The organism is Membranihabitans marinus, from assembly GCF_019802045.1.
GTDB classification, from domain to species: domain Bacteria; phylum Bacteroidota; class Bacteroidia; order Chitinophagales; family Saprospiraceae; genus Membranihabitans; species Membranihabitans marinus_A.
In genome coordinates, this window is record NZ_JAHVHU010000003.1 from 23,410 (window position 1) to 47,756 (window position 24,347).

Below are 24,347 nucleotides of genomic sequence, written 5' to 3' on the forward strand. Positions count from 1 at the left end.
AACTTGACCTAAGAATTAAAGGAGATTGATTCTTATAATGAAGACCAGGACTGAAAATTATAATTATGGAGATATTAAATAAAATCGGTATTTATTGTATGCGGAATAAAGAATCTATTGCGGTGGCAGAGAGTGTGACAGCCGGGACTATTCAAACCCTAATCAGCAATGGAAAAGATGCAAAGAAATTTTTCCATGGGGGCATGACGGCTTACAATACTGCGCAGAAAACGCGGCATTTGAATGTTGAACCCATCAGTGCGGAAAATTGCAATGCTGTTGACGTTGACATTGCAATTCAAATGGCAAAGGCGGTGAGCCGTATGTTTTGCAGCACCATTGGTCTGGCAAGTACCGGTTATGCAGCGCCCTATCCGGAAAGAGATGTGCGTACACCTTTTGCCTATCTAGCCATAGTACAAAGAGGAGAAGTTCTTTTTGCTGATAAGGTGGTGCCGGATTCCCAAAATTTTGGTTTAGAAATTCAACAGGAATATGCAGAAAGAATACTTCATATTTTGTGGGAAAAAATTACAGATGGAGATTAGGTCTACGATTCAAAAATAGATGCAAGGAAATGCGGTATTCATTGGTAATGAAAACTCCATAATGCGGCCATTATAAACAGAGTAGTGCGTTCACATACAGATGTGGACGATTTTAGCTGGTCCTAAAACTTCTTTAAACTGCTTTGGCCCTCTTATTTTGCAAGTTGGAATGACTCACTTTTATTCCCCATCCATTTGTATTTTTGTAAGGTAGCGGTTTGCTGACCATCCTCTGTTTTTTTAGGGTGGGAGAGATAAAAATACCCGTGTCCCAAGGGCTCCATCCCTGTGGTGCCCCATTTGAAATGCCATCCCCGGATTCCGGTGGATTCATCCTGCAGACCTGCTTGCACGAGGGAAAGTTTTTTGACTTCGATACTGGTATCGTCCGAAATAACGGAGCTTCGAAGTGGTTTTTTTTGCCCGTCAATGACGAATAAACTGTAATTGGGATAGGAGGACTTACGTCCTTTGTAAACGGCGGCAAAAAAGTGGCCAGAATAAGGATCAAATGCCAGATTCTGAATCCCATACGTCGTATTTCCGGTTCTTACAAAAAATTTGTCACGCGGCTTGTCCGGACCGGATTGATGGAGGTCATTTTGTGATAATTGTTGACCCAGTTCGTCCCATTGCTCTAAGTCGTATTGTAAGATGACCTGATGATCATTGTCATTTCTGGTGGTATCTCCATATATGCCATACGCTACGTACAGATACCTTTTGTTTCCTGTTTGGGTACCCACCGCAGGGCCCAGCGTTAACCCATCTATACCGGAACACGCAAACCGATGTTTCATTGTCTTTCCATTCACGCTTACTTCGGCCTGGTAGTCTTCGACGACTTCTCGCAAATAGACCGTCTTCAATACATCTTCTTTTTCAGCATCCATATTGATTCTACTGATGCGGGACACATCGAATACAGCGATATAAAATCCGACCTGGTTTTTGTTTTTTTGGCCCAGGGTCTCGGTAATTCCCTGACCGATGGCATCATTTTTATATTCCAAGGAACCATATACCACCCCGCGTTCCGAATCATAATCCAGATCACCGAGGTGCCCGACAAACCCGGTTACGCTGCCGATCAGATTCCCCTTCAGGTCTGTTTTTACGAGTTTATCCGTAAAGGAGAAATAGACGAACCCATTCTCCTGATCAACGGCCACGCCCTGTACGTGGAATTTACCCTGGCTCCCAGAATGAATTGATTTTGGCAACTTCGCTGGTACTTTGTTTTGGCCTTGGACAAACAGGGTGGTGGATGTTATAAATATAGCTAATAAAAGCAACCTTTTCATCCAGAGGGACGATCGGGTGGATACGTATGTAAACATTTTCGAGTTTCTTGAACTTTGAATTAATCCCAAACGACGATCACGTCCGCCAATACCGGTAAATGATCCAGGTCATTCAACCCTGTTTTGGGAACACGGACATTCATGATACGAATATTGGCGCTGGTAATGATATTATCAATATTTACATCGGCGGTCCCGGTATATCCGGAAGCGGCTGATTTTGCCGCCGCTGTCTGAAACCATCCCATGTCGCCGCCATTGGCCATATTGAAACCAGCTTCTATGAATAATTGTTGATTCGCATCATGGGCATTCATGTCTCCTAAGCAAATAAAATATTCCAATTCGCCCAACAACTGGATCAGATCAGCCACTGAATCATCGTGCCATTGTTTCTGCCAGGGGAGGTGTGTAGAAATGATGGTAATGATTTTATCACCGATTTTTAGATCGCCCAAAATGGCATAGTAGTCACCGTAGGAATTGACCTGCCGAATGTTATTCAAGTTGTAATTGGTCGCTATCCCATTGTAAATCCAGGTGTTTTCGTCGCCGAAATAAACCCTGGAATAGTACGGATCCAACAGTTCAGCGGTCGCATCATATGTGCTGTCCTTGTCGAAATACCTGTTCCATTCATTCACGCCCAATATATCCAGTCCTTGCTCACCGATCCATTTTTTCCAATTATTTAGTTCTGCGGTTACCGTATTTTTACCTGTCCATTGAAATCCGCCCAGCCGTCCCTGGTTAAAATGGCCGATGTTATAGGTTCCGACCTTGAGTCGTAAGGGCAGGTTGTCCGCCGTCTGGCCGTGCGTGTTAACCAACGAGGAAAAAACAAAGAGTATAACCAAGGGGATATAAAAAGTCTTTGGAGTGTATTTCATAATGTCCTATTTTGCAATAAAACTACAAGAAATTTCACCGTTATGTCAATAATTGGAGTAGATTCCCATTTTGATTTAATTGCTTCTTGACTGCAGCCAGTTTTTGTGCACGACCAATTCAAAGTGGTCACCATGAACTATATTTTTGCGCTTTTATTTTTTGCGCAACACCCCTTCATCGATCAACACTTGAAATGAATCTTCCATGGTCTCTTTCAGAGGTCTGAAATTGATGCCCAGTTCTTTTCGGATTTTTGAGTTATCTGCTTTCCATTCCTCGTCGACATTGTTGCGGACATATTTCCGCGTGAATAATTTGTTCACAAACGGGCCAACGATCATCAACAACCATTTAGGAAGGGCTTTTTTGGGTAGTGGGAATTGATCCCCATATTTTGGCTGAAGCACGGTTCCCAATTCCAGGAAATTCGTGTTGTGTGCTGAAGTGATGTACCGCCCGTGCGCGGTAGGTGTGTATCCGGCCAAATAATGTGCTTCTGCTACATCTCGGACGTCAACGGCACCTATACCTATTTTTGGAGCACCCATTTTCATAGCGCCACCGCCTAACATTTTAAGTAGGTTTATGCTTTCTGAATTTGTCTTTGGATTCAATGGTGGTCCAAATACACCGGATGGATTGATCACCACAAGATCCCACTGGTTTTGCGCTTCTGCCATTTCCCAGGCTCTTTTCTCTGCCATTGTTTTGGAATAGGAGTAAGGCTGATAGTCCAGGGAGGCGGTGGTATTCCAAACCTTTTCCGTGATTCGGCCTTCGGGGGCTTTAGTGGTGTCTATCGCATCAGTGTAGATGGCTGCACAACTGCTGGTCACCACCACCCGCTTCACAGAAGGGACATCAGTGGCGGTGTTCAACACGTTTTCAGTTCCTTGAACAGCTGGTTCAACCAGATCCTTTTGTGGATTTTCTACAACAAGCGTGTAGGGTGATGCGGTATGATACACCAATTCACAGCCTTCCATGGCGGCTTTATAAGATCCACCCATAAGCAGATCGGTCTTGAAAATCTTTAAACGGCCTGCTGAATTTTCCCCCAGCGCTCTTAAATGACCGATTTTTATTTCGTTGTCCGGATCTCGTACAGCTGCATGTACTGTGATTCCTTCATCCAAAAGTCTTTTAACCAGCCAACTTGCTACATAACCGTTGGCGCCGGTGACCAATACTGGTTTTGATTTGTCTATTATTGTCATATTTTATTCTTTTAGGATGCTTGTCCTGATTGAAGATCCGATTGATGGAATGGAGCAGAATTTGCGATTTTATAAATATACTTTATTTTATGGATTTAAGCGAATGTGCCTGTTTAATTATGTAAAGTATTTTTGAGGAGGTTCCTGTAGGATCCTAATTTTGTTAACGAAAAATTTCTCTTAATAAAACAACTCCAATACCAATTAATCCAATATAGATATACTTAAGAAAAATATCCCCTTTCAACTGACGATTGAGATACCTGCCCAGAAAGATAGCAGGGAGGACAATCGGAAGGGAAATAAAAAAATAATAGGTGACCGTTGAAGTCCATAAACCCTGTGACCAATAACCGATCATGCCAAGTGTAACCGGATGGACTGTAATCAGTTTTGTATTGGTATGGCTCTTCTCCTATGCACCGGAATGATTACAATCTGATTGTTGACAGAAATGCAAATAAAGTAGTGTTAAGTGGATTGGGGACGGCGTCTTCACCCAATTATGGCATTTTAATAAACATGCCCATTGCTTCTTATGATGATACCTTCTATTCCGTGGCAGAGGTGGACCAATTTATCGAGAAAGACGATTATACTTTTGTCAATAAAACGATGGGCATACATCAATGGATTTTAGCATCGATCTCGAAAACAGGAATCCCATCCTTTTGAAATCTACCTTCCATGATGATAATACCGAGGGCTATAAGCATTATGAACTGATGAAAGTGAGCCGTTGATAAACAATTTGATGCGTAGAGTCTTTAATGGGTATTATTTCAAGATTAATTCAAATCAAAAAAAGTTTATGAACATTACACTCGAACAAGCAGAGAAAATGATTGCCGCCGCCAAGAAAAAAGCCACCGAACTTGATACCAAAATGAATATTGCCGTGGTCGATGGAGGAGCGAATCTGGTGGCTTTCGCGCGCATGGATGGAGCCTGGTTGGGTTCAAAAGATATCTCGATCAAGAAAGCCGAAACAGCGCGTTATTTTGATATGAACACCGGTGAAGTGGGAAAACTTTCTCAGCCCGGCGGTTCGCTTTATAACATCGAGCACTCCAATAATGGCCTGATCACCTTCCCAGGAGGTATCCCGGTTAAAAATGATTCCGGAGATATCATTGGTGCGATCGGCGTGAGCGGAAGCACGGTCGACAACGACCATGCGGTAGCTGATGCCGGAGCATCTGCGCTCTAACCGAAGATGTTTAAGGGTAAAATACAGAAAGCTGTTGCAAGGAATTTGCAGCAGCTTTTTTACTTTCGACTTCTATGGATCTCAATGTGTATCTGACCAGCGTAACCCTCAGGCATTTGATTATGCCGCCTATGATTTTGTATATATTCAAAGATTGTCGAAGAATAAAACAGTGGTATGGCTGCAGTTACAACCTAACACCTTCACGCCCCGTGCGCCGATCCCTTGACCACGATGGTTTTAAATTCTTTGGCGATGGCATCGCGCATTTGCAATAATTTTTGCTGGACAACGAGCCGTTTGAGAACTTCATCCATTTTTCCCGCTTTTTGAAGCTCCTGTATTTTTTGCCGGTTGGACACACAAAGATCCATGGCTTTCCGGAGTTTGAACCGCATCAATGCCTGCTGCACATCTTTTTGGTAGTTTTTATCTGGGGTCGGTTGGGTCTGAAGATCCATGTCCCACATGTCGATCCAGTTCTGGCTGTATTCTCCATCATATTTTTCGGTGTGCGCATCAATGGCTGCTTTACGTAAGGCAGCATCTTCTGACCGATTGAAATATTCAAAATCGATGGTCTTTTCATTGTGGTAGGCCTCGAGATAATGGTTCAATATGTTTTTATAATCCTCATTCTGAAAGTGTTCGATGACATCTTCGATATTTTCAATGACAAAATCTGCGACGGTCAGATCATCTTCCAGAGATTTGTGGCCGTGTTGTATCAAGGCGCGAATGATGTCTCTTTCATACAGTGTGTTTTCTTCGGGATCTTTTTGACTTCCTTTTCCGGGCGAATGAATCTGGCCTCCCGATATACCTTCTTCACGTCGGGTTCTGCGGACTTCCCGGAGGCGGTCTCTCTTTTCTTCGGTCGATCGTTTTTCGAGGTGAATGGTTAATTCGTCGACCAGCGTTTGCTCAGGAAGCCCCATGACCTGAGCGGTCTCCCTGATATACAGGTGCCGGGTGATCCCATCGTCGATTAAGGCGATGGACGAAAGGATGTTCCGGATCAGTTCGGACTGTGATACCGGGTCTTCTCCTTGGTCTTTGTCATGAAACTGTATTTTAAACGACAGAAAATCAAGCAATTGATCTTCGGCATACTTTTGAAAACCACTATGTCCTTTCGCCATAATAAATCCATCCGGATCCTGGCCTTCAGGTAGAGGTAAAATCTTCACATTCATAGCTTCAGCCAGAATGAGGTCGATGGCCTTGAGTGTAGCTTTAGTTCCAGCTGCATCACTATCAAAAATGAGATGAATGGTATCTGTGTACCGCTTAATCAATCGGATTTGATCCGATGTTAACGCAGTACCACTGGTGGCGACCACATTTTCGACACCGTTTTGATGCATCATCATTACATCCGTATAGCCTTCGACGAGATAGCATTTGTTTTCATCACGGATGGACTTACGAGCGAGATCCAGCCCAAAAAGAACTTTCCGTTTGTGATAAATTTCACTTTCAGGGGAGTTTAAGTACTTGGGTGCTTTGGACTGGGTATGCAGGATGCGACCGGCAAAGGCAATGGGCTTTCCGCTCAGGCTGTGTATCGGGAAGATGATCCGGTTGGAGAAAAAATCCTGATCATTTCGGGTCGTTAATCCCAGTTCCTGCAAATATTCCTTTTTATAACTTTTCTGAAGCGCCTGATTGGTTAATTCTTTTCGATCCCGGTGGGCATACCCCAGATCAAATGCCTTAATCGTCTTCTCGATGAACCCGCGCTCTTTGAGATACCCCAAGGCAATGCTTTTTCCGGCATCCGTATTCCATAAATTATGTTTATAATGCTCCTGGGCAAAATCATTTACGATTTGCAACGCATCTTTTCGCTGCGATTCTTGCACCACTTCAGGAGATCGATAGGTTTCTTCTATAGGGATGTTATACAATCGGGCGACATATCTGAGCGCTTCGGGGTACGAATACGCTTCATGTTCCATAAGAAAATCAATACCATTTCCACCACGTCCACATCCAAAGCATTTGTAGATGTTTTTAGAAGGAGATACGGTAAATGATGGTGTTTTCTCGTTGTGAAACGGACACAGTCCGATGTAATTGACGCCTCTTTTTTTTAGTCCGACGAAGTCCTGGATCACGTCACGGACCTCCATTCGGTCAAATATTTCTCCAATTGTTTTCTGTGATATCATAATTCGTGAACCTTGCGGGATGAGTACCATCCGACAACGCCGGATTGCATTTTAATTGTTTCTGCTCCATAGAACCTCTCAGAGCCATGTCTTTGGTATGTTATAGCGCACAAATATCTGATGCATTACGCAGTAAAGAAATCAGCGCAGGTCACATCCATTCTCTACCTCAACCTCAATCTTAACCTTAACCTTAACTCAAGCTCAACCACACCTCACTTCTACTCCTCGAGCACAGCTTCCAGTTCTTCGGTCATCTCCAGGTTGTGAAAAACCTGTTGGACATCATCATCGTCTTCCAGGGCTTCGATTAAATCAAGCACTTTTTTGGCATCGTCCACAGAAAGTTTGGTATATACATTGGGTATTCGTTCCAAGTTAGCGCTCTTGGGATCTATTTCCAGGCTTTCCAGGGTTTCCTGCATGGTTCCAAAATCCTCAAAGGCAACAGTGACGACCATTTCTGACGTGTCAGAATCGTATTCCATTTCTTCAGCACCACCGTCTATGAGTGCCAACTCGATATCATCCTTCTGGTCAGGACTGACATCCAGTACAAATATGCCTTTGCGTTCGAATAGAAAATCGACAGATCCCGATGTAGCGAGGTTTCCGTTTTTCTTGGAAAATATAGCCCGGATGCTGCCCACGGTTCTGTTTAGGTTGTCCGTGGCAGTCTCTACAAAAATGGCCACGCCACCAGGCCCGTAACCTTCGTAGGTGGGTTGGTAGATGGCACCGCTGTCTTTTTCCAAGGCTTTTTTGATCGCCCGCTCAATGTTGTCTTTGGGCATGTTAATCCCTTTTGCATTGGCGATGGCGAGTCGGAGCCTGGGGTTGAACTCTTCATCACCGCTGTTACCTTCTTTTACAGCTACGGTAATTTCTTTGATGAGTTTGGAATACATCTTGGATCGTTTAGCATCTGCAGCGCCTTTCTTTCTTTTTATTTTAGACCATTTATTGTGTCCTGCCATAGTTCTGTTTTTTCAAAAATTTATAATCAAGTCCTTGGACTAATCTGTTTTAAAATGTTCGGTATTCCAATCAGGATTCACCGTCAAAAGAATGCAACAAATCTTTCATGGTATAAATTCCCGATTTCCCTTTTAAAAATTCAGCAGCCAGGACCGCCCCTGTTGCGAATCCCAATCGGCTGGCTGCGGTGTGTTTTAATTCGATCACATCGTGCTCACCGCTAAATACTGCTGCGTGAATGCCGGGTACATCGGGTTTGCGCTCCGATAGTATGGCTAACTCTTCCGGTTTATCATTTTCCGCATTCACCCAGGATGTTTTTTGATCGGTTTTTTCTATAATCCCATTGGCGAGGTGAATCGCTGTCCCACTGGGGGAATCCAGTTTTTGTACATGATGGACTTCTTCTATGTGTACATTAAAGTCCGGGAATTTGTTCATAAGACCTGCCGCATATTCACTGATGGCAAAAAACAGGTTTACCCCGATGCTGTAATTCGGTGCATAGAAGAACCCGGCATTATTTTCTTTGGCCAGTGCTTTCACATCTTCCATGTGATCCGTCCATCCGGTCGTTCCGGAAACTACATTGATGCCTAGTGAGATCAGGGCGGTTAAGTTACTCAATGCAGAAGCCGGCTGTGTAAACTCAATCGCTACATCAATCTGGTCCGCATCGAGTTGATTAATTTCATTCTGGTTTTCCACATCGATGATCGCTGTTATTTCATGACCTCTTTCTTTTGCTATGCCTTCAATGGTTTTTCCCATCCGGCCATAACCGATAATCGCAATGTTCATATGTTGTTTTTCTTTTTAAATGATACATTTGCAAAAGTAATTAAAAAACGAAAGAACGAAAGACAGATGAATCGATTGTTATTGGATGTGTTGGATGGACAGCAGACGGAACGTCCACCTGTATGGCTCATGAGACAAGCCGGACGAATTCTCCCACAGTATCGAGCTGTTCGGGCTGGACTGTCCAGCTTCAAAGAATTGGTCAAAAATACCGATAAAGCAGCAGAAGTTACCATTCAACCCGTTGATGAACTGGGTGTGGATGCTGCGATCGTGTTTTCAGATATCTTGGTGATACCGGAAGCCATGGGCTTGGATTATGAACTGGTCAAAAACACCGGACCGGTTTTTTCCAGAGTGATTGAAAATGAAAAAGACATCGACCAGATGGGGGAGGGCGATGCAGCAGCAGAGAAAATCGATTATGTCTATGACGTGATTCAAGAAATCAATAAACGGTTGGAGAACCGGGTCCCTTTGATTGGATTCTGTGGTGCGCCCTGGACTTTGTTTTGTTATATGCTGGAAGGCCATGGTTCCAAGACATTTTCTAAAGCACGTCGATTTTTATATCAGCATCCCGAACAGTCAAAAAGACTTCTGGATAAGATTACCTCGGTAACGATTGCTTATCTGACTCGTCAGATACAAAGCGGTGTAGATGTGGTGCAGATCTTCGACAGCTGGGCCGGTGTGTTGGGACACGAAAAATACAATGAATTTGGATTGACATATATCCGACGAATCCTGGAAGGGTTGCCTGAAGGAACGCGAAGTATTGTTTTTTCTAAAGGAGCGTATTCATCGCTGGATCAACTGATTGATCTTCCCTGTACGGCGCTTAGCTTCGATTGGATGCGGACTGCCAAAGAGTTGACGCAAAAAATAGGTCATAAGAAGGTCATTCAAGGGAATCTTGATCCCTGTGTATTGTATGGCGCACCCGAGGTGATTGAAGCGGAAACAAAACAAATTCTGTCTGCGTTTGACCGGGGCCATATTATGAATCTGGGACACGGTGTGTATCCGGATACGCCCCTGGAAGGCGTTCGACATTTTGTCAATACGGTAAAATCTTATCGATATGATTCGATTTGAAATGATTATATTGTGATTATTAGAATAAAAACCAAAATAAATAACTTTATATGGGTTGGTTTAAACGGTTAAAGGAAGGAATTCAAACAACCACAAGCGATAAAAAGGAGGTGCCCGATGGAATTTGGACGAAGTGTCCAAAATGTAAGGAAACCACCTTACAGAAAGAATTTAAAGAAAATTATTACGTCTGCCCCCATTGCGATCACCATACTCGAATCGGAAGCCGGGAATATTTTCATTACTTGTTTGAAAATGATGAGTATGAATTGTTGTTTGGGGAATTGGAGCCCAAGGACATCTTGAATTTTGAAGACCTGAAGAAATACAAAGACCGACTTAAGGATGCAGAAGAAAAGACGAATTTAAAAGATGCGATATCGGTTGCAGTTGGTGAAATAGAAGCGGGTTACCCGTTGGTGATTGCGGCCATGGATTTTGCTTTTATTGGTGGATCTATGGGCAGTGTAGTTGGAGAAAAGATTAGTCTGGCTGTGGACTATTGCATCGAACACGAATTACCCTTGATGATTATTTCCAAGTCCGGCGGCGCTCGCATGATGGAGTCCGCATTTTCTTTGATGCAAATGGCAAAAACCTCGGTTAAACTCGGTTTATTATCTGATGCTGGATTACCCTATATTTCCCTTTTGACCGATCCCACGACTGGCGGCGTGACAGCCAGTTTTTCCATGTTGGGAGATTTGAATATCGCGGAACCAAAGGCTTTGATCGGATTTGCAGGACCACGTGTAATTAAAGAAACGATTAAACAGGATCTCCCCGAAGGATTCCAGTCTTCTGAATTTCTATTGGAACAGGGCTTTTTGGACTTCATTGTCCACCGAAAAGATCTAAAAAGTAAAATTGTTCAACTGCTCCGGTTTTTTGGTTTGAAAAAATCCAATGGCGGCGACTCTTCATCCGATGCTGCAGCAGAAGGGAAGACCACCCCGAATCAGGATGTCGACACAAAAAATAAAACGGATCAAAAAGCCACTAAGGCCAGCCCAAATGCTGTAAAATCAAAACCAGAGGTCAAGGAAAGCACCAAAGGTAAGAATTAACACCCTAAGTTTGGCTCACGAAAAGCCTACTAAGAAGTTGGTTCGATAATTCGTCTTGCGGCTAAAGGGGCCTGTACCAGGATTGATCCGGTCGTTGTTTGGACTTCGGAGAAATCATAACTAGGTTAGCAGATGGTTTTGCAGTATTCTTCGACTTCGACGAAGTCACAATATCTAAGAATACATTGCGACCTCGCTGAGGTCGATATTTGGATATTAACGGGGCTAATAAACTTGGACCTGCGCTGCAGGTCTGCTTAGAAACGACATTTAGAGCGCCTAACACGCACCCCAACTTGTTGTGGATGAAAGCGCTTCAGATAATGTATGCAACTTCTGAATTGGTGCACGAGTGCATGGAATCATAATAATATATAGGTTCCATTTCGCGCTTCCATCCCCAAATTGTACCTGTACATGGGTGCTGTTTTGCCCCGTCCCCAACTCGTTGGGGATGGCGGGGTTGGGTATGTAGAATAATAATGGGCTTTAGCTCTTGACTGTGACATATAATAAGGTCTAGTGTCCAATGTGGGAAATTGTATTGCTCCCCGGGCTAAAGCACCGGGGCAAAACACTCTAAAAAGATATCCCAACTTGTTGGGCACGGGAGCGCCTCATATAATGCATACTACTTCTGAATTGCAGCTTAGACCAAGCTGTCATCTGTTGACGAAGTCGTCGTCCTACTATTTCTCGTTTTTAAATCAATGAAATTTTAGATGACCAATGTTTTCAATCGGGTATCGAAAGGATCTGCCTGTTTCAACAATTCTTTGAAGAAACCTTCACCATGCAGGATATACCATGACATGAAATTATCTGTACGTTCCTGCAGACCGTGATCGGGGAAGAGTTTATTCTGTATTTTTTTTATTTTTTTGATGTTGTTGTCGTGCGATTTTTTTTCAGTCTTTTTTAACCGTTTTTCAACGCCGTGCAGATCATTTTTAAATTTAGCGAATTGTGCGCCTATACGGGCCACGAGTGAAGGATCGATGGCTTCTACTTTTTGCTGGATGATCTCTTCCAACGGGTTGAGTTTATTAATATCTGCACTCAAGTCTATTTCTTCCCTGCCATGTAAAGAGAGATACTTTTCGACAAGTTTATGTTCGGGGAGCATCATATCTTCCAGGGAAAACCCGAGTTCCTGAATGCTCTCAAGGTCCCTGGTTGATATTAATTGGAAAGAATCCCGACGAATCAACATTGGGTAAAATACACCGAGCTTTTCAAATTGGGCTTTGCGTTCCAGCCAGTACGAAATTTCACCGCCTCCTCCGACATAGGCTAAGTTAGGGAAGATGAGCTCCTGATAGATCGGACGCAGTATCACGTTGGGGCTAAAACGCTCGGGATGTTCTTCGATTTCATTCAAAAGTTGACTTTTATCCCATTTTTTATCGCCATTGACCGTATGGTAAACGCCATCGTTTTCTTCGATGCGATCCCGGTCGTGATCGGTCAGGTAAAATAAGTTGATGGGACGAACATAAGCTTGTTCTTCAAATCCGGCTTCGGAGAATGAACTTTGAATGTCTCGCACAATGGTATACGAAGTATGATTCTCAATATCATCCTTAAAAATCGGGATCATTTTTCTTTTAAAAGCCGGCTCATCCATATTAACGACGAGGATGCCCAGATGTCCAATGAGCTCATGAACAAACCGCTGCATGCCCGCTCCATAAGTATCCACCCTCGAAAAAGAGGTCTTAAATTTTTTGATCAGTGTCTGCGCGTTTTCGCTTTGTCCAAGGATGTCATATACCTCTTCCAACACGGGTTCGAGCGAATCTTTGCGGTACCGTCCGACTGCGCCACCCTGATGATCCTCCCAGGTTACCGTTTTACCAAAAATATTCAGATGGTTCATCTCATCAAAATCATGATCTTCCCCGCCCAGGATCAACACGGGCTGGGTATGGTAATCGTCTTGTGCAGTGTTAAACTGATCGGCGACCTTAATGGCTGAAAGACACTTGTAAATAAAATACAAAGGCCCCGTAAATAAGGTGGGTTGATGAGCAGTAATGATGGTAAAAGTATTGGGATCGTTCAATCTTTCTATGCGATCGATGACTTCCGGGTCCTGGCAGAACGCTTCATATTGGGTGCGGATGACTTGGACGAGTAATTCTCGATCTACGGTAAATGTATCTCGTTGTCGGGCAGCGTCGCTTAAATTTTCATAGGACGGTGCAAATTGATAAAAATTCTCCAATCCATTATTGCCTTGGGCATAGGCTATATCATTCACACTAAATTTTCCGATTGTCTCAAAATCGAAGTAATTGACCTCCATAAAGCTGATTCGTTTTTTGTATTAATTGATGGCAATGGCAATACTAAGCAGGAGGCGTGTCGGCATATCTGAAAAACTATAGTTCCGGTCATAGAAGGTAATATATTCACCGAATTTATTAAAGTTCCCTTCGTAGCGAAAATCAATCATCAGATTATAAAAGTCAATTCCGATTCCCGCCTGATATCCATATTCTATCGGAGAAAAATCAGATGAAAAACCTTCCAGACTCGTTAGTTCGGAAGCATATTGGATCGGAATATGACCTACCGGCCCCGCCTGCATGCGTAATGGCCCTGCTTTGAGACCAAACAAAAAAGGGATGTCAAGGTTTTGATATGAATCGGTTAATATTTTATCAGTATAGTTTCCGAGGTTGTCATTGACTCTAAAATCCACACTTGTAGAATTGAAAATCACCTCCGGCTGGATTACAAACCATTTTAACCTGATTTGAAATACAGCTCCAAAGTTAAAACCATAGTTGGCTTTCTCGATAGCTACCTTAAGTTCATCCATCGATTGGTTGATGGGCACGTTGATGTGGTCAACGCCGATGTCCGACGTGCTCGCACCGATCTTGATGCCAAAATTCAACTGTGCCTGAACCGACCCGGTCAGGAACAGACTAAAAACAATAGCAATTATACTTTTCAAATCTCTGTATTTTTAGTACTATAACTGATAAATTTGCCAGGAGTATTTATTCACTTTCGATATTAACTAACATTAACACCCTGCATGAATTATCAGATCAATTATCACGCCAGTTATCACAAAGTAGAGCAATGTCCAGAAGCAGATCGACCTGAATTCGCCTTTATAGGGCGGTCAAATGTAGGTAAATCTTCCTTGATTAACAGCCTCTTTGGTCGCAAAGAACTGGCCTACGTATCCAAACAGCCGGGGAAGACCCAGTCCATCAATTATTATAAAGTGGATGAACGATTTTATGTGGTTGATTTACCGGGGTTCGGTTATGCCAAACATTCGAAAAAGCAACGACTTAGTTGGGATAAAATGACGAAACGGTATTTTTTAAACCGGCCCAATATGGCTTGCGTATTTGTGCTCATTGACGCCAATATTCCGCTCCAGGCGATTGACCGTGCTTTTATTAACTGGTTGGGTGAACACCATCTGCCCTATGTTTTGATTTTTACGAAAAGCGATAAATCCAAACCACGGGAAATCAAAAAGAACATAGAGAATATCAAAAATGAATTATTGAAAGACTGGGAATATTTGCCTCCGCAGTTTGTTACCTCTTCCGTAAAAGGGGAGGGAAAAGACCTGGTCTTGGATTATTTATTTAATTTGGCAGATGAGATGATTGACGATGAAAGAAAATAAAAAGGTATATCAGCATATTGAGGATGATTTGCATAAATGGCCGATTTATGAAATCAGTAAGAATCGGAGTAGTTTTATCGAGCGACTGGTCAACCATACCTATCGAAAACTTCATCATAAATACAATAACGATTTTGAGGATGTTCTTGAAAAAACAATCTATCAGGAACGGATTCGGATAAAGCGAAAACCCTGGCGGGTTGATCCACCCAATGAAGAAGCATTCTGGAACCGGATGAAAGTTCGTCTGGGAAAAGCAAAACGATTTAAGTCGAAAAAGAAGCTCCGTGAATTTGAACGTCGATCTGTATACCGCATCATACAGCGTTATTCCGACGAAATAGTGGGTTCATTTGTGCCCAAAACCTTCTTATTTGCCCGGAAGTTTCTGACCGGCTTGTTCAATATCTTGCTGGGAGAGAACTTGCTGAAGAAGTTTTGGAAAATATGGGGCCGGAAGGATCACCTGCACAATGCGCTGAAGGTGTATGGAGACATCGATAAAGTCCGAAGTCTGGCCCGGAAGGGTACGGTGATCTTATTACCCACACACTTTAGTAACCTGGATAGTATCCTGATCGGGTATGTACTTGACACAAAAGTGGGAATTCCCGCATTTTCCTATGGGGCCGGATTAAATTTATATAATTTCGGACCCGCGGCTTACTTTATGAACCGTCTGGGCGCCTATCGTGTAGATCGACGCAAGAAGAATCCCATCTACCTGGAAACCCTGAAGGCCATGTCTACTTTGTCGATCAAAAGTGGTGTCAATAATTTATTCTTCCCTGGCGGTACGCGAAGTCGATCTGGTAAAAGTGAAGAACAGTTCAAGCTGGGCTTGATGAATACCATCATCGAGGCACAGCGCGATATTTGTCTGGAAGGTAAAGAACAGAACATCTATATAATACCCCTGATCCTGGATTATCATTTTGTGTTAGAAGCCAAATCACTCATACGCCAACACTTGACGATCGAAGGCAAGCAGAAATATACTTCGATTAAAGATCTCGGGAAAAGTAAACGGAAAATTTTTAAATTTTTATGGGAATTTTATTCAAAAAGTTCGGAGATCGTCTGTTCGTTCGGGGAACCGATGGATTTTATAGGAAACAGCATTGATGATGAAGGTCGTAGTATTGACCGCCACGGAAAAGTGATCACTATTTCAGACTATTTTTCTACGCATGATAAAATAGGGGCCGATGTCCAGCGTGAATCAGAATATACGAAGATCCTCGCAGAAAAGGTTATTGAGCGCTTTAAGCGGGACAATGTTATCCTCTCCAGTCACATGATAGCTTATTTGGCTTTTGAAATCTTCCATCAGTATTTTCCTTCTATTGACGTATATGGTTTATTGCGAATGCCCTTATCGGATTTTTATATACCAAAACACTATTTTCTGGATAAAATGGATGATTTCAAGCGGTTGCTGATGGGCATGGAGGACGATGGGGCTTTGCGGCTCTCCAGTATTTTTGAATGTTCCAGCGACGTTATTTTGGAGGATGGCATCGAAAAAATCGGATTGTATCACAGCAGAACGCCTTTGCGAATGACCAGCGATGATTTTTTGGTCAGTGATGATTTGGAGTTGCTGTACTATTATCACAACCGGATCAGCATGTACCAATTTAAAAATATCTTCACCACTAAAGATCAACGTCTGCTCCAAAATATTTTGCAGGAAGAGGAGTGAATCAAAGGGGGGACATTTTCAAGACGCTGCCGGTACAATGAATCCCATTGGATGCGCTAAAGCATAAAAAACATGAAATTTATTTTATTTGATCTGGAAGCAACTTGTTGGGATGGGTACCACAGCAATGCGATTCAGGAAATTATAGAAATAGGAGCGCTCGCAATAAATCGGTACGGAGAACATATGGATGAATTCGATGAACTGGTCCGGCCCGTGATTAATCCCCGGCTTTCATTGTATTGTCAGAATCTGACCGGCATTCAGCAACAAGAAGTTAATGCTGCCTTGGATTTTGAAACAGTGTATGATGACTTTGAAACCTGGGCGAATGCTGATGTGGACACCTGGTTTGTTTCCTGGGGAACGTTTGATCCTGATTTGCTGCGCGAAGAATGTGAACGTCATCTTCATGCTGACTCGCTGATCGGAAACTACCTTGACCTGCGATCTGCGTATACCTCGATGAAAGATATACCTTCCAGAACAGGGCTCGTCAAAGCACTGGAATATGAGGAAATCGATTTTGAGGGAACGCCCCACCGGGCTTTACCGGATGTACTGAACATGTCCGACCTCTTTATCCGGTATTTAGATTCCTGGGATTTTAGTTGAGCAGGAAATAGTGAATGACAAAAATAAAAGTCTCTTGACATATCTCACATTTTTATACCCCGTAATGAGGCAATAACATAAAATATTGAATATGTAAGAAACACTACACTAGTCTTATAAATTCGGTGAAGCTGTGGGCATTTTAATAAAAACTAAATCCCAACAGCGCAGCGCCCCAGTAACCAATACCTAATTTCTTATTTACGACATATCATGAATGGCTCGGAGGATATCGCGTCGGCTGATATTCCCACGAAGTTTGCCGGAGTCGTCAACGACCAACAGTCTTTTATAAGGCGTCGTCAGAAAAATATTGGCAACTTCAAGAATGTCTGTTTTGATATTCACGGTTTTCATTACATTGGACATGTATTCTCTTGCCGTGTGTGATACGATGGGTTGGTTGTGGTAAAGTGTATCAACCACAATGCGGAGACAATCTTTATCATCGATCAGCCCGATCAGATTTCCATCGTCATCCAATACAGGAGCTCCTGTAATTCTTTTCTCAAGAAGTGTGTCAGCAATATCCAGGACATTTGTATCCAGGCGGAAGGTGATCAAATCAGAAGTCATGTAATCCAAAACCTTTTTCTTTTCCATTGGTGGATTTTGATCGATCTCTTTCTGTTTGTAGTTTTTTATTGCCATTGTGTTAGTCATTTAGTGGTCGTACAAGGGATATCAGATCGGCCACGGGCAATGATGCCAGGCGTCCGATTAGAACCTAATATAGGCAATTTCCAAAGAATTAAATTCTTTTTAATATATTATTTTAAAAGCTTGGGACTTCTGTGCTAAATATTTGAATGAACTGAACGGTCTAATTGGACGGATTCATTGCGTCGTAATAGATGAGGTACCAGCTGTCGTTGAATTTTGCAAATCGGCGCTTTATGCCAAATCCACTGACTTTGTCACGGATGATTTCTGTAACGATCGTAGAATCTGTGACTTTGCGGTGAACCTCGAACTGATCCGGGGTAAAGTGGTCAAAATTGTGCAATTTCCAGTCCTCTTTTTCCCATTTAAAATCGTCGATAAATTTTCGAGCTGTATCAGCCGCCGGTTTGCCATCCAATGGGAACAAAATATGATTCATCTGAAAGGTAGAATCAGAATGGAAAGCGGTGTAGAATTCTGAAAAATCTGTTGGTACATCGGGTTCATCCACTGGAATCGTTCTATTATTGTCTTGGCAACCCGTGAATAAGGTTCCGGTGCATAGAAACAGCAGCAAAATATAATAATATGTGCTCATAACGAAGGTGTTTCTATCGACCAAACGAATATGAAATTTGAATAGTATTCATATCCCCCGCTAAAATTCATGGTGCCGGATTGGTTTCCGATCGTTCCTGAAAATGTTCCTGTGGACGGTTGCCATTCCATCGGATCTATCTGAATGTGTTTGCGCCAGTCTATTTTTTTCCTTCCCCAGGTTTTATACGCACTTTCTTTGATCCCCCATATTAACTGTGTTTTCAGAAGTTCATTGGGACCCTGGGCCCAGTGAAGCTCGGGCGCTGTCATAAATCGATGGGACATGGCCAAAATGCGTTCCTGATATCTTTCGATGTCACACCCGCTGCGTGATGTACTGATGACACAGCCTATATACTCACTGGTGTGGGAAATACCAAAATACAATGCCGGATTGCTCAACTTTGGACACCCATACTCATCTTTGGTGACCTCGCTGACTTTGATATCCGGTGGCAAACCCAATTGCAGAAGGTATCTGGTGGCCAGGAATTCTTTTTTTCGTTTAGATTTCATATCTGCCCAGGGCGGCGGATCAGCAAAGATTGAAGTTAAATGGTTTTCGAAAAAAGATGCATCTTCTGTAAGATACCAGATTAATAGCTTGGTATCGTCGTTGATCTGTTCTATTTTTACAAGAGGCAAGGGGATTGATTTTGGAACGAATTAATTTGATAATTTGATTGACAACGTAAAGATACTACAAGGACATGAAGGAGCGATATATAAATTAATTTTCGATGAAGCACATCGAAAGTTGTATTCTGTGGGTGGCGATGGCTGGTTGGTGGAGTGGGATGTTGATCACTCTGATGATGGGGTGCTATTGGCACGTGTGCCTGATCAGGTTTTTGCTTTAGCAGTGACAGCTGATCACTTTCTGATGGGTTCTTATCAGGGTAATTTTTATGTCCTGGATCGGCAAAACCGATCCATTTTACATGAGGAACGCGTACACAAGAAGGGCGTATTTTCGATCCTTGCCACGGGTGCACAGTTTTATACTTTTGGCGGAGATGGTCGCATCGTTCAATGGGATGCTAAAACGTTTGAGCCAATGAATTCATTGACATTGGCTCCTAAAGCGCTGCGCACCCACGCACTCAATGAGACAGGTGATTTGCTGGCCGTGGGAAGTTCAGATGGAAGCATATATATATTGAGTTACCCAGAACTGTTTCTTCAAAAACAATTGGTTGATGCCCATGATCCTACCGTATTTGCCTTACTCTGGATGGATGGCTACCTCATTTCAGGTGGAAGAGATGCATTGATTAAAAGTTGGAATGTAGAAAAAGACTACGAGCTTGATCAGACTATTAATGCCCATTGGTATGCTATTTATGACTTGAAAAGCACGGACAATTATATGGTGAGTAGCAGCAGAGATAAATCCATCCGGTGGTGGAATCGACATACCCTGGAGCCCGTGACCACCATCAAATGGGGGGATGTGATGGAGGCACATGTGCATTCAGTGAATTCCCTAGCCGTAGATGCGGAAAATGAAATGGTCTTTTCGGGGAGTGAAGACCGGACCATCCGGGCATGGAAAATTTAAATTTGAGATTATTGGACTTAACTCATTTGGTTTTGTATTGATTTTTTAGATGTAGTTCATCACAGATCGGCGAGGCAAAAATAAGAAGGAATGGTCTGCGCTGGACCGGCATTTTTGGTGAAGAAATCGCATAGAATTTTGATATAAAAGCGGCAGTTCCAAATTTTAGTCGTATTAATTGAATTGGAAATTCAAAAACACTAAACGATCGAGCGCTGTTTCAGGTGAACCTGAGAATTGGTGGTGGATCACTTCCGATCCTTCGGGTTGCACTTGCTGCATTCGTATTAATAGGACAATGGAAACGTAAACTCAATGGAACCACGTTTAATTCCTGCTCGCATTTGTTATTTCCAATGGAATCAGTTTGATGTTTAGTTGAGATTTCAACAGAAATAATCGTTCTTTGCACATAGATTACCCTGACAAAGTATAATCACAACGTTCTTAACCTCTTCAGAACTGGTTTTTATCGTTGTCGTAGTTCTTTGTCCGGATTGGATGACCTTAGAAATTATATAGATGATACTGAGCGATAAAAAAATTCTGGAATCAATCGAATCTGGAGATATTGTAATCGATCCTTTTGATCGTAAAAATCTGGGCACGAACTCATACGATGTTCATTTAGGAAAGTGGTTGGCTTACTACAAAGATCATATTCTTGATGCGCGGAAACACAATCCGATCGAGCATTTTGAAATTCCGGAAGAAGGGTTTGTCCTTCATCCCAATACGTTGTATCTGGGTGTCACGCTGGAATATACGGAGACCCACAATGCTGTTCCTTTCCTGGAGGGAAAAAGTAGTATTGGCCGGTTGGGAATCGATATTCATGCCACCGCCGGAAAGGGTGATGTCGGATTTTGCAATACATGGACCCTGGAGATTTCATGTACGCATCCTGTCCGGGTGTACGAAGGGATGCCAATTGGACAACTTATATACTTTATGGTCGAAGGAGATATTGAGAATTATTACAATAAAAAACCGTCCGCCAAATACAACAAACGCACGATCAAACCAGTGGAATCCATGATGTGGAAGAATAAGTTTTGATTCAGGCACTTCGCTGCACGGAATTAAGACGGCTCCCTGTCCATATCGTAACCAAAGATAAGTTTAGCTGTGCTGATTGCATTCCCTGTTTGGCCGATCGTCGGACAAGGATCCTAAGCGGTTTTAGCTTTCATCTTCTTCCATTTCCTGCCAGGCCAGAATCCCTCCTTTCAGATTGTACACCTTGGAAAAGCCTTCGGCTTGTAGGAACTTCTGAGCGTTTCCACTCCGCGCACCGGAACGGCACATGAGGACGATTTCTTCATCTTTCCACTTTTCTAATTCTTCCAGATGATCGGCGATGTCACCCAGTGGAATCAGCTGACCGCCGATATTAGCTTCCTCATATTCAAAAGGTTCACGAACATCGATCAGATGGAAACTTTCTTTTCGATCCAGTTTTCCTTTCAGTTCTTTTACATTTATTTCTTCCATAATATGGTATTTAAATATGCATTTACTGCTTGATAAAACGAAGGTTCCCCACGGTCTGATTTGACCGGTCCAACAAATGAACAACATAAGCGCCCGGGGGTAGTACACCAATATCCAGCGTGTTCTGATGGCGATAAAGATGGCCGGAAAGCACCATTTGTCCCGTCATTCGATATATCTTATAATTGATTTGCTGATCAGCCAATGCTCCACGAAGGTATAACATTTTGGAAGCCGGGTTGGGGTAAATCAGGTGAGACAGATCTTCTACGTCTTCTCGGGAGGTGGTAAGAACTTCATGAAGACCCACGACAGGCCGAATGGCAATGGCCCCTTGCAGGTTCGGTGAATGAGTGGCTACATTCAACCAATCACCGCCGATATTGTAATAAATGAACTCATTGGCAGCAGGGTAATTCTTGTCAAATCCAAATGGAATATAATCGGTAGTGGTACCGCGCGGGTGTTCCCAACCGATATAAAATTTACCAGCCGGCAACTCAATGCCTTCCGGGATATAATCTCTGATAATATATTCTGTAAACGGCTGATAATAATTGCCTCTCTTGGGCTGAAGATCATGGATCGTGTAGTCCGCCTCCCCTTTTAATTCGCCGACGAAAATAAGGAGATTAAACATTTTATGCTCATAATTTTGAATCAGATAGGGAAAGAGGATCCGAATCGTGTGAAGCGAATCCGCTTCGATCAGTTCATATTCAACAGCGATTCTTGTTTTGATGCCATTTCCATTGTAGGTGGATATCGATCCTTCGACGTTGTTGTCGTCGTACGAGAGATAATTATCGAAGTGGGTGATCCTCGTTACGGTATTGTTTCTCAGGAATGAAGGAAGTTGTTGTTCTGACCGCATGACGTATTCATACTCAGTGGTCAGAGCCACTTTATCCTGGTTTGTATTTGTGAGATATGTCACGACTTTTTCCGGGTTGAATGTGTTGGTAAAAGAAGCCGGACCTGGATTTATATTTCTTTGATTTTCAGGTACGATGGGAGGAATCTCAAGGAGTGATTCATCCGCAAAGACCGTTTGATTGGTTTCGGTGTTATAGATCTCTACGCGACTGGTATCAATCGTCAACCGTACTTTGGAGTTATTTTGAAGATGGATGGGAAATTGGTTGTTGATCACGTCCTGGGCACTACGCTTTATTTGAGGTAAAGGATATGCCGTATAACGCTTTAGTAAAAAATCCGGTCTGCGCGTGAATGCGATGTCATTGACATACAGATCTTGTTCTTCCTTGGTCACCATGACATAATCCAAATGCCACAACGACTCCAGACCTTGGTTGCTGCTGTAATTTCTAAACCGGAATTGAAACTTATCATAAAGAAATTCCGAGGTCAATACCACTGAAACCCGATTGAAATCGGGAGCCGGTTTATTGATATAGGACTCGTCCAAACCTTCGAAAGCTTCTAGTGTACGCCACACGCCATCCTGGTCCTTTGCCTCTACTATTAATGAATCTGCGGCTTTGGGTTGATAGCCAATCCCTTTGGGTTGGACATAGAAACTAAGATAGGCACGGGGGAGGCCTGACAGATTTATCGGTCGTGAGGTGAGTGTATCTGAACCGCCATATCCACCCGGGTAAGGCACTCCATTGGCATCCAGGCCATCTAAAGTAGCGACACCTATGCTGGGCGGATTCAAAGCCAGGTTGTTGTTGATGTACGCCTGATGATCTGCCCACAACTCCGGGTTCGGGTATCCGGGCTCACTGGAGAAATCATCTGCAAATGGGAGATCGAGCGGTTGATCTGACCGAAGTTGACCAACAGGCGCAGGGCGATTTTGCAGTACTGCATTTGACCCCAAAGGTCGTTCAATAATTTGTGCCTGTCCGGCCACCGTAAAGAACATGACCGCAAGACCATATAGAAAAATCAAACGAAGCTTATTCATCGCAGTTAAAGGGTTTTGTGGAGGACAGGTAGAGCTGGATCGTATCGCCTGTAAGAATATTATCACCAGCCTGGGGAATCTGATCGTAAATAAAGGCACCTTGTTCATCTTCCAATAGTCCATCCTTGACCACCTCTCCGATGTAGAGATTTAGATTTTCGACATAGAATGCGGCTTCATTGTATGTTTTACAGACCAGGTCCGGCATCATGATAGCTCCTCCTACATTTTTTGATAAAATAAATTGCAGGGTACTCCCTTTCTCAATTTCGACATCGTCTTTTCGAAATTCTGAATTAATAATCTCTTCTTGATTATAGAGTACCTTAAGTATTTGATTTGATGCACCTTGATCAAATTCGTAGCCCAAAATTTCACTTTGAATATCAAAAGCATTTTCCAATTCTTTCTTTTTACGTTCAAAGTCCTTTCCGTAAAGTTCCGGAATTTGAGATATTTTTACTTTTTCGGGTTTATATTTTGTGATGGTGACGTAAATTTTCCGGCCGCGTTTTACTTTGGAGTCCTTGATGGGATTTTGATCGAGAATGATCCCACCCTGTTGGTTAACCTTAAATATTGAATCAGTGACCACCAGTTCAAAAGATCGATCTTCTGCTGTGATGATCGCTTGCGCCAGGGGTTGGTTAATAAAGTCCGGTAAAGTTAGTTTTTCTCCGTGGTGGGTGTACCATCGAAGACCAAGTTTGATCGCAACGAAAACAACGATCAGAAAAAGTAAGATCAGGATTAAATTCTTTTTCAACATGGCGCAAATATAGGCTTTAAGGGTGGTACTTGATGCATGTATTAAAACTTTTGAGTAT

23 protein-coding genes and 1 pseudogene are annotated in these 24,347 nt (G+C 42.8%); 10 read left to right on the plus strand and 14 right to left on the minus strand.

Annotated features, from left to right (window positions below; translation table 11 throughout):
• The first annotated feature begins 65 nt into the window (after positions 1–65).
• Positions 66–548 carry a CinA family protein gene (locus tag KUV50_RS02605; RefSeq protein WP_222578532.1) on the plus strand — a complete coding sequence of 161 codons (483 nt, stop codon included), beginning with the start codon at positions 66–68 and terminating at the stop codon, positions 546–548.
• Between the two features lie 152 nt (positions 549–700).
• On the opposite strand, the gene KUV50_RS02610 is transcribed toward KUV50_RS02605, so the two are convergent.
• The 3 genes from KUV50_RS02610 to KUV50_RS02620 all read right to left on the minus strand — a co-directional run bounded on the left by KUV50_RS02610 (position 701) and on the right by KUV50_RS02620 (position 3,960).
• Complete coding sequence (locus KUV50_RS02610) at positions 701–1,888, minus strand: hypothetical protein (RefSeq protein ID WP_222578533.1); 1,188 nt, start codon at positions 1,886–1,888, stop codon at positions 701–703.
• 23 nt (positions 1,889–1,911) lie between these two features.
• Positions 1,912–2,742, minus strand: a complete 831-nt coding sequence (locus KUV50_RS02615) for an endonuclease/exonuclease/phosphatase family protein (protein ID WP_222578534.1) — start codon at positions 2,740–2,742, stop codon at positions 1,912–1,914.
• A gap of 153 nt (positions 2,743–2,895) precedes the next feature.
• Positions 2,896–3,960: an NAD-dependent epimerase/dehydratase family protein gene (locus tag KUV50_RS02620; RefSeq protein WP_222578535.1), complete on the minus strand. Its 1,065-nt coding sequence runs from the start codon at positions 3,958–3,960 to the stop codon at positions 2,896–2,898.
• 417 nt (positions 3,961–4,377) lie between these two features.
• Between KUV50_RS02620 and KUV50_RS02625 the strand changes: the two genes are divergently transcribed.
• Positions 4,378–4,635 (plus strand): hypothetical protein, encoded by a 258-nt coding sequence (locus KUV50_RS02625; RefSeq protein WP_222578536.1) that lies wholly within the window; start codon positions 4,378–4,380, stop codon positions 4,633–4,635.
• Positions 4,636–4,771: 136 nt separating this feature from the next.
• Positions 4,772–5,170 carry a GlcG/HbpS family heme-binding protein gene (locus KUV50_RS02630; protein WP_222578537.1) on the plus strand — a complete coding sequence of 133 codons (399 nt, stop codon included), beginning with the start codon at positions 4,772–4,774 and terminating at the stop codon, positions 5,168–5,170.
• 203 nt (positions 5,171–5,373) lie between these two features.
• On the opposite strand, the gene dnaG is transcribed toward KUV50_RS02630, so the two are convergent.
• The 3 genes from dnaG to dapB form a co-directional block, all read right to left on the minus strand.
• Positions 5,374–7,344, minus strand: coding sequence for a DNA primase (dnaG, locus tag KUV50_RS02635; protein ID WP_222578538.1), 1,971 nt, complete (start codon positions 7,342–7,344; stop codon positions 5,374–5,376).
• Positions 7,345–7,565: 221 nt separating this feature from the next.
• On the minus strand, positions 7,566–8,321 hold the full coding sequence (locus KUV50_RS02640; protein WP_222578539.1) for a YebC/PmpR family DNA-binding transcriptional regulator: 756 nt from the start codon (positions 8,319–8,321) through the stop codon (positions 7,566–7,568).
• A gap of 70 nt (positions 8,322–8,391) precedes the next feature.
• Positions 8,392–9,123: a 4-hydroxy-tetrahydrodipicolinate reductase gene (gene dapB, locus KUV50_RS02645; RefSeq protein WP_222578540.1), complete on the minus strand. Its 732-nt coding sequence runs from the start codon at positions 9,121–9,123 to the stop codon at positions 8,392–8,394.
• A 66-nt stretch (positions 9,124–9,189) separates the two neighbouring features.
• On the opposite strand from dapB, the gene hemE reads away from it, so the two are divergent.
• Together hemE and accD are read left to right on the plus strand one after the other, a co-directional pair.
• Positions 9,190–10,221: a uroporphyrinogen decarboxylase gene (hemE, locus tag KUV50_RS02650; RefSeq protein WP_222578541.1), complete on the plus strand. Its 1,032-nt coding sequence runs from the start codon at positions 9,190–9,192 to the stop codon at positions 10,219–10,221.
• Positions 10,222–10,271: 50 nt separating this feature from the next.
• Positions 10,272–11,117, plus strand: a pseudogene (accD, locus tag KUV50_RS02655) (acetyl-CoA carboxylase, carboxyltransferase subunit beta); the annotation flags it as partial.
• 889 nt (positions 11,118–12,006) lie between these two features.
• On the opposite strand, the gene bshC reads toward accD, so the two are convergent.
• The gene (gene bshC, locus KUV50_RS02660; protein ID WP_222578543.1) at positions 12,007–13,596 is read right to left on the minus strand and encodes a bacillithiol biosynthesis cysteine-adding enzyme BshC; all 1,590 of its coding nucleotides are present in this window, start codon (positions 13,594–13,596) and stop codon (positions 12,007–12,009) included.
• A gap of 21 nt (positions 13,597–13,617) precedes the next feature.
• Entirely contained in the window at positions 13,618–14,253 is a 636-nt protein-coding gene (locus KUV50_RS02665) for an outer membrane beta-barrel protein (RefSeq protein WP_222578544.1), read from the minus strand.
• A gap of 84 nt (positions 14,254–14,337) precedes the next feature.
• Between KUV50_RS02665 and yihA the strand changes: the two genes are divergently transcribed.
• The 3 genes from yihA to KUV50_RS02680 all read left to right on the plus strand — a co-directional run bounded on the left by yihA (position 14,338) and on the right by KUV50_RS02680 (position 17,269).
• Entirely contained in the window at positions 14,338–14,949 is a 612-nt protein-coding gene (yihA, locus tag KUV50_RS02670; protein ID WP_222578545.1) for a ribosome biogenesis GTP-binding protein YihA/YsxC, read from the plus strand.
• The gene (locus KUV50_RS02675) at positions 14,936–16,654 is read left to right on the plus strand and encodes a 1-acyl-sn-glycerol-3-phosphate acyltransferase (RefSeq protein ID WP_222578546.1); all 1,719 of its coding nucleotides are present in this window, start codon (positions 14,936–14,938) and stop codon (positions 16,652–16,654) included. Before yihA ends, KUV50_RS02675 begins: the two co-directional genes overlap by 14 nt.
• Before the next feature lie 72 nt (positions 16,655–16,726).
• Positions 16,727–17,269, plus strand: coding sequence for a 3'-5' exonuclease (locus tag KUV50_RS02680; protein WP_222578547.1), 543 nt, complete (start codon positions 16,727–16,729; stop codon positions 17,267–17,269).
• 201 nt (positions 17,270–17,470) lie between these two features.
• On the opposite strand, the gene KUV50_RS02685 is transcribed toward KUV50_RS02680, so the two are convergent.
• From KUV50_RS02685 to KUV50_RS02695, 3 genes are all read right to left on the minus strand, one after another.
• On the minus strand, positions 17,471–17,920 hold the full coding sequence (locus tag KUV50_RS02685; protein ID WP_222578548.1) for a CBS domain-containing protein: 450 nt from the start codon (positions 17,918–17,920) through the stop codon (positions 17,471–17,473).
• A gap of 172 nt (positions 17,921–18,092) precedes the next feature.
• A complete protein-coding gene (locus KUV50_RS02690) occupies positions 18,093–18,530 on the minus strand; it encodes a hypothetical protein (protein WP_222578549.1) in 438 nt (145 codons plus the stop codon).
• Positions 18,527–19,177, minus strand: coding sequence for a 4'-phosphopantetheinyl transferase family protein (locus tag KUV50_RS02695; RefSeq protein WP_222578550.1), 651 nt, complete (start codon positions 19,175–19,177; stop codon positions 18,527–18,529). The genes KUV50_RS02690 and KUV50_RS02695 overlap by 4 nt, the downstream gene beginning before the upstream one ends.
• A 34-nt stretch (positions 19,178–19,211) precedes the next feature.
• On the opposite strand from KUV50_RS02695, the gene KUV50_RS02700 reads away from it, so the two are divergent.
• Both KUV50_RS02700 and dcd read left to right on the plus strand, forming a co-directional pair.
• Entirely contained in the window at positions 19,212–20,093 is an 882-nt protein-coding gene (locus KUV50_RS02700) for a hypothetical protein (protein WP_222578551.1), read from the plus strand.
• Between the two features lie 522 nt (positions 20,094–20,615).
• Positions 20,616–21,152, plus strand: a complete 537-nt coding sequence (gene dcd / locus KUV50_RS02705; RefSeq protein WP_222578552.1) for a dCTP deaminase — start codon at positions 20,616–20,618, stop codon at positions 21,150–21,152.
• 123 nt (positions 21,153–21,275) lie between these two features.
• Here dcd and KUV50_RS02710 read toward each other — a convergent pair whose 3' ends face one another.
• Genes KUV50_RS02710 through KUV50_RS02720 form a run of 3 tightly spaced genes read right to left on the minus strand, consistent with a single transcriptional unit; the run spans position 21,276 to position 24,289 of the window.
• A complete protein-coding gene (locus KUV50_RS02710) occupies positions 21,276–21,587 on the minus strand; it encodes a rhodanese-like domain-containing protein (RefSeq protein WP_222578553.1) in 312 nt (103 codons plus the stop codon).
• A gap of 22 nt (positions 21,588–21,609) precedes the next feature.
• Positions 21,610–23,520, minus strand: coding sequence for a T9SS type A sorting domain-containing protein (locus KUV50_RS02715; RefSeq protein WP_222578554.1), 1,911 nt, complete (start codon positions 23,518–23,520; stop codon positions 21,610–21,612).
• Positions 23,513–24,289: a PASTA domain-containing protein gene (locus KUV50_RS02720; protein WP_222578555.1), complete on the minus strand. Its 777-nt coding sequence runs from the start codon at positions 24,287–24,289 to the stop codon at positions 23,513–23,515. The genes KUV50_RS02715 and KUV50_RS02720 overlap by 8 nt, the downstream gene beginning before the upstream one ends.
• Positions 24,290–24,347: the final 58 nt, after the last annotated feature.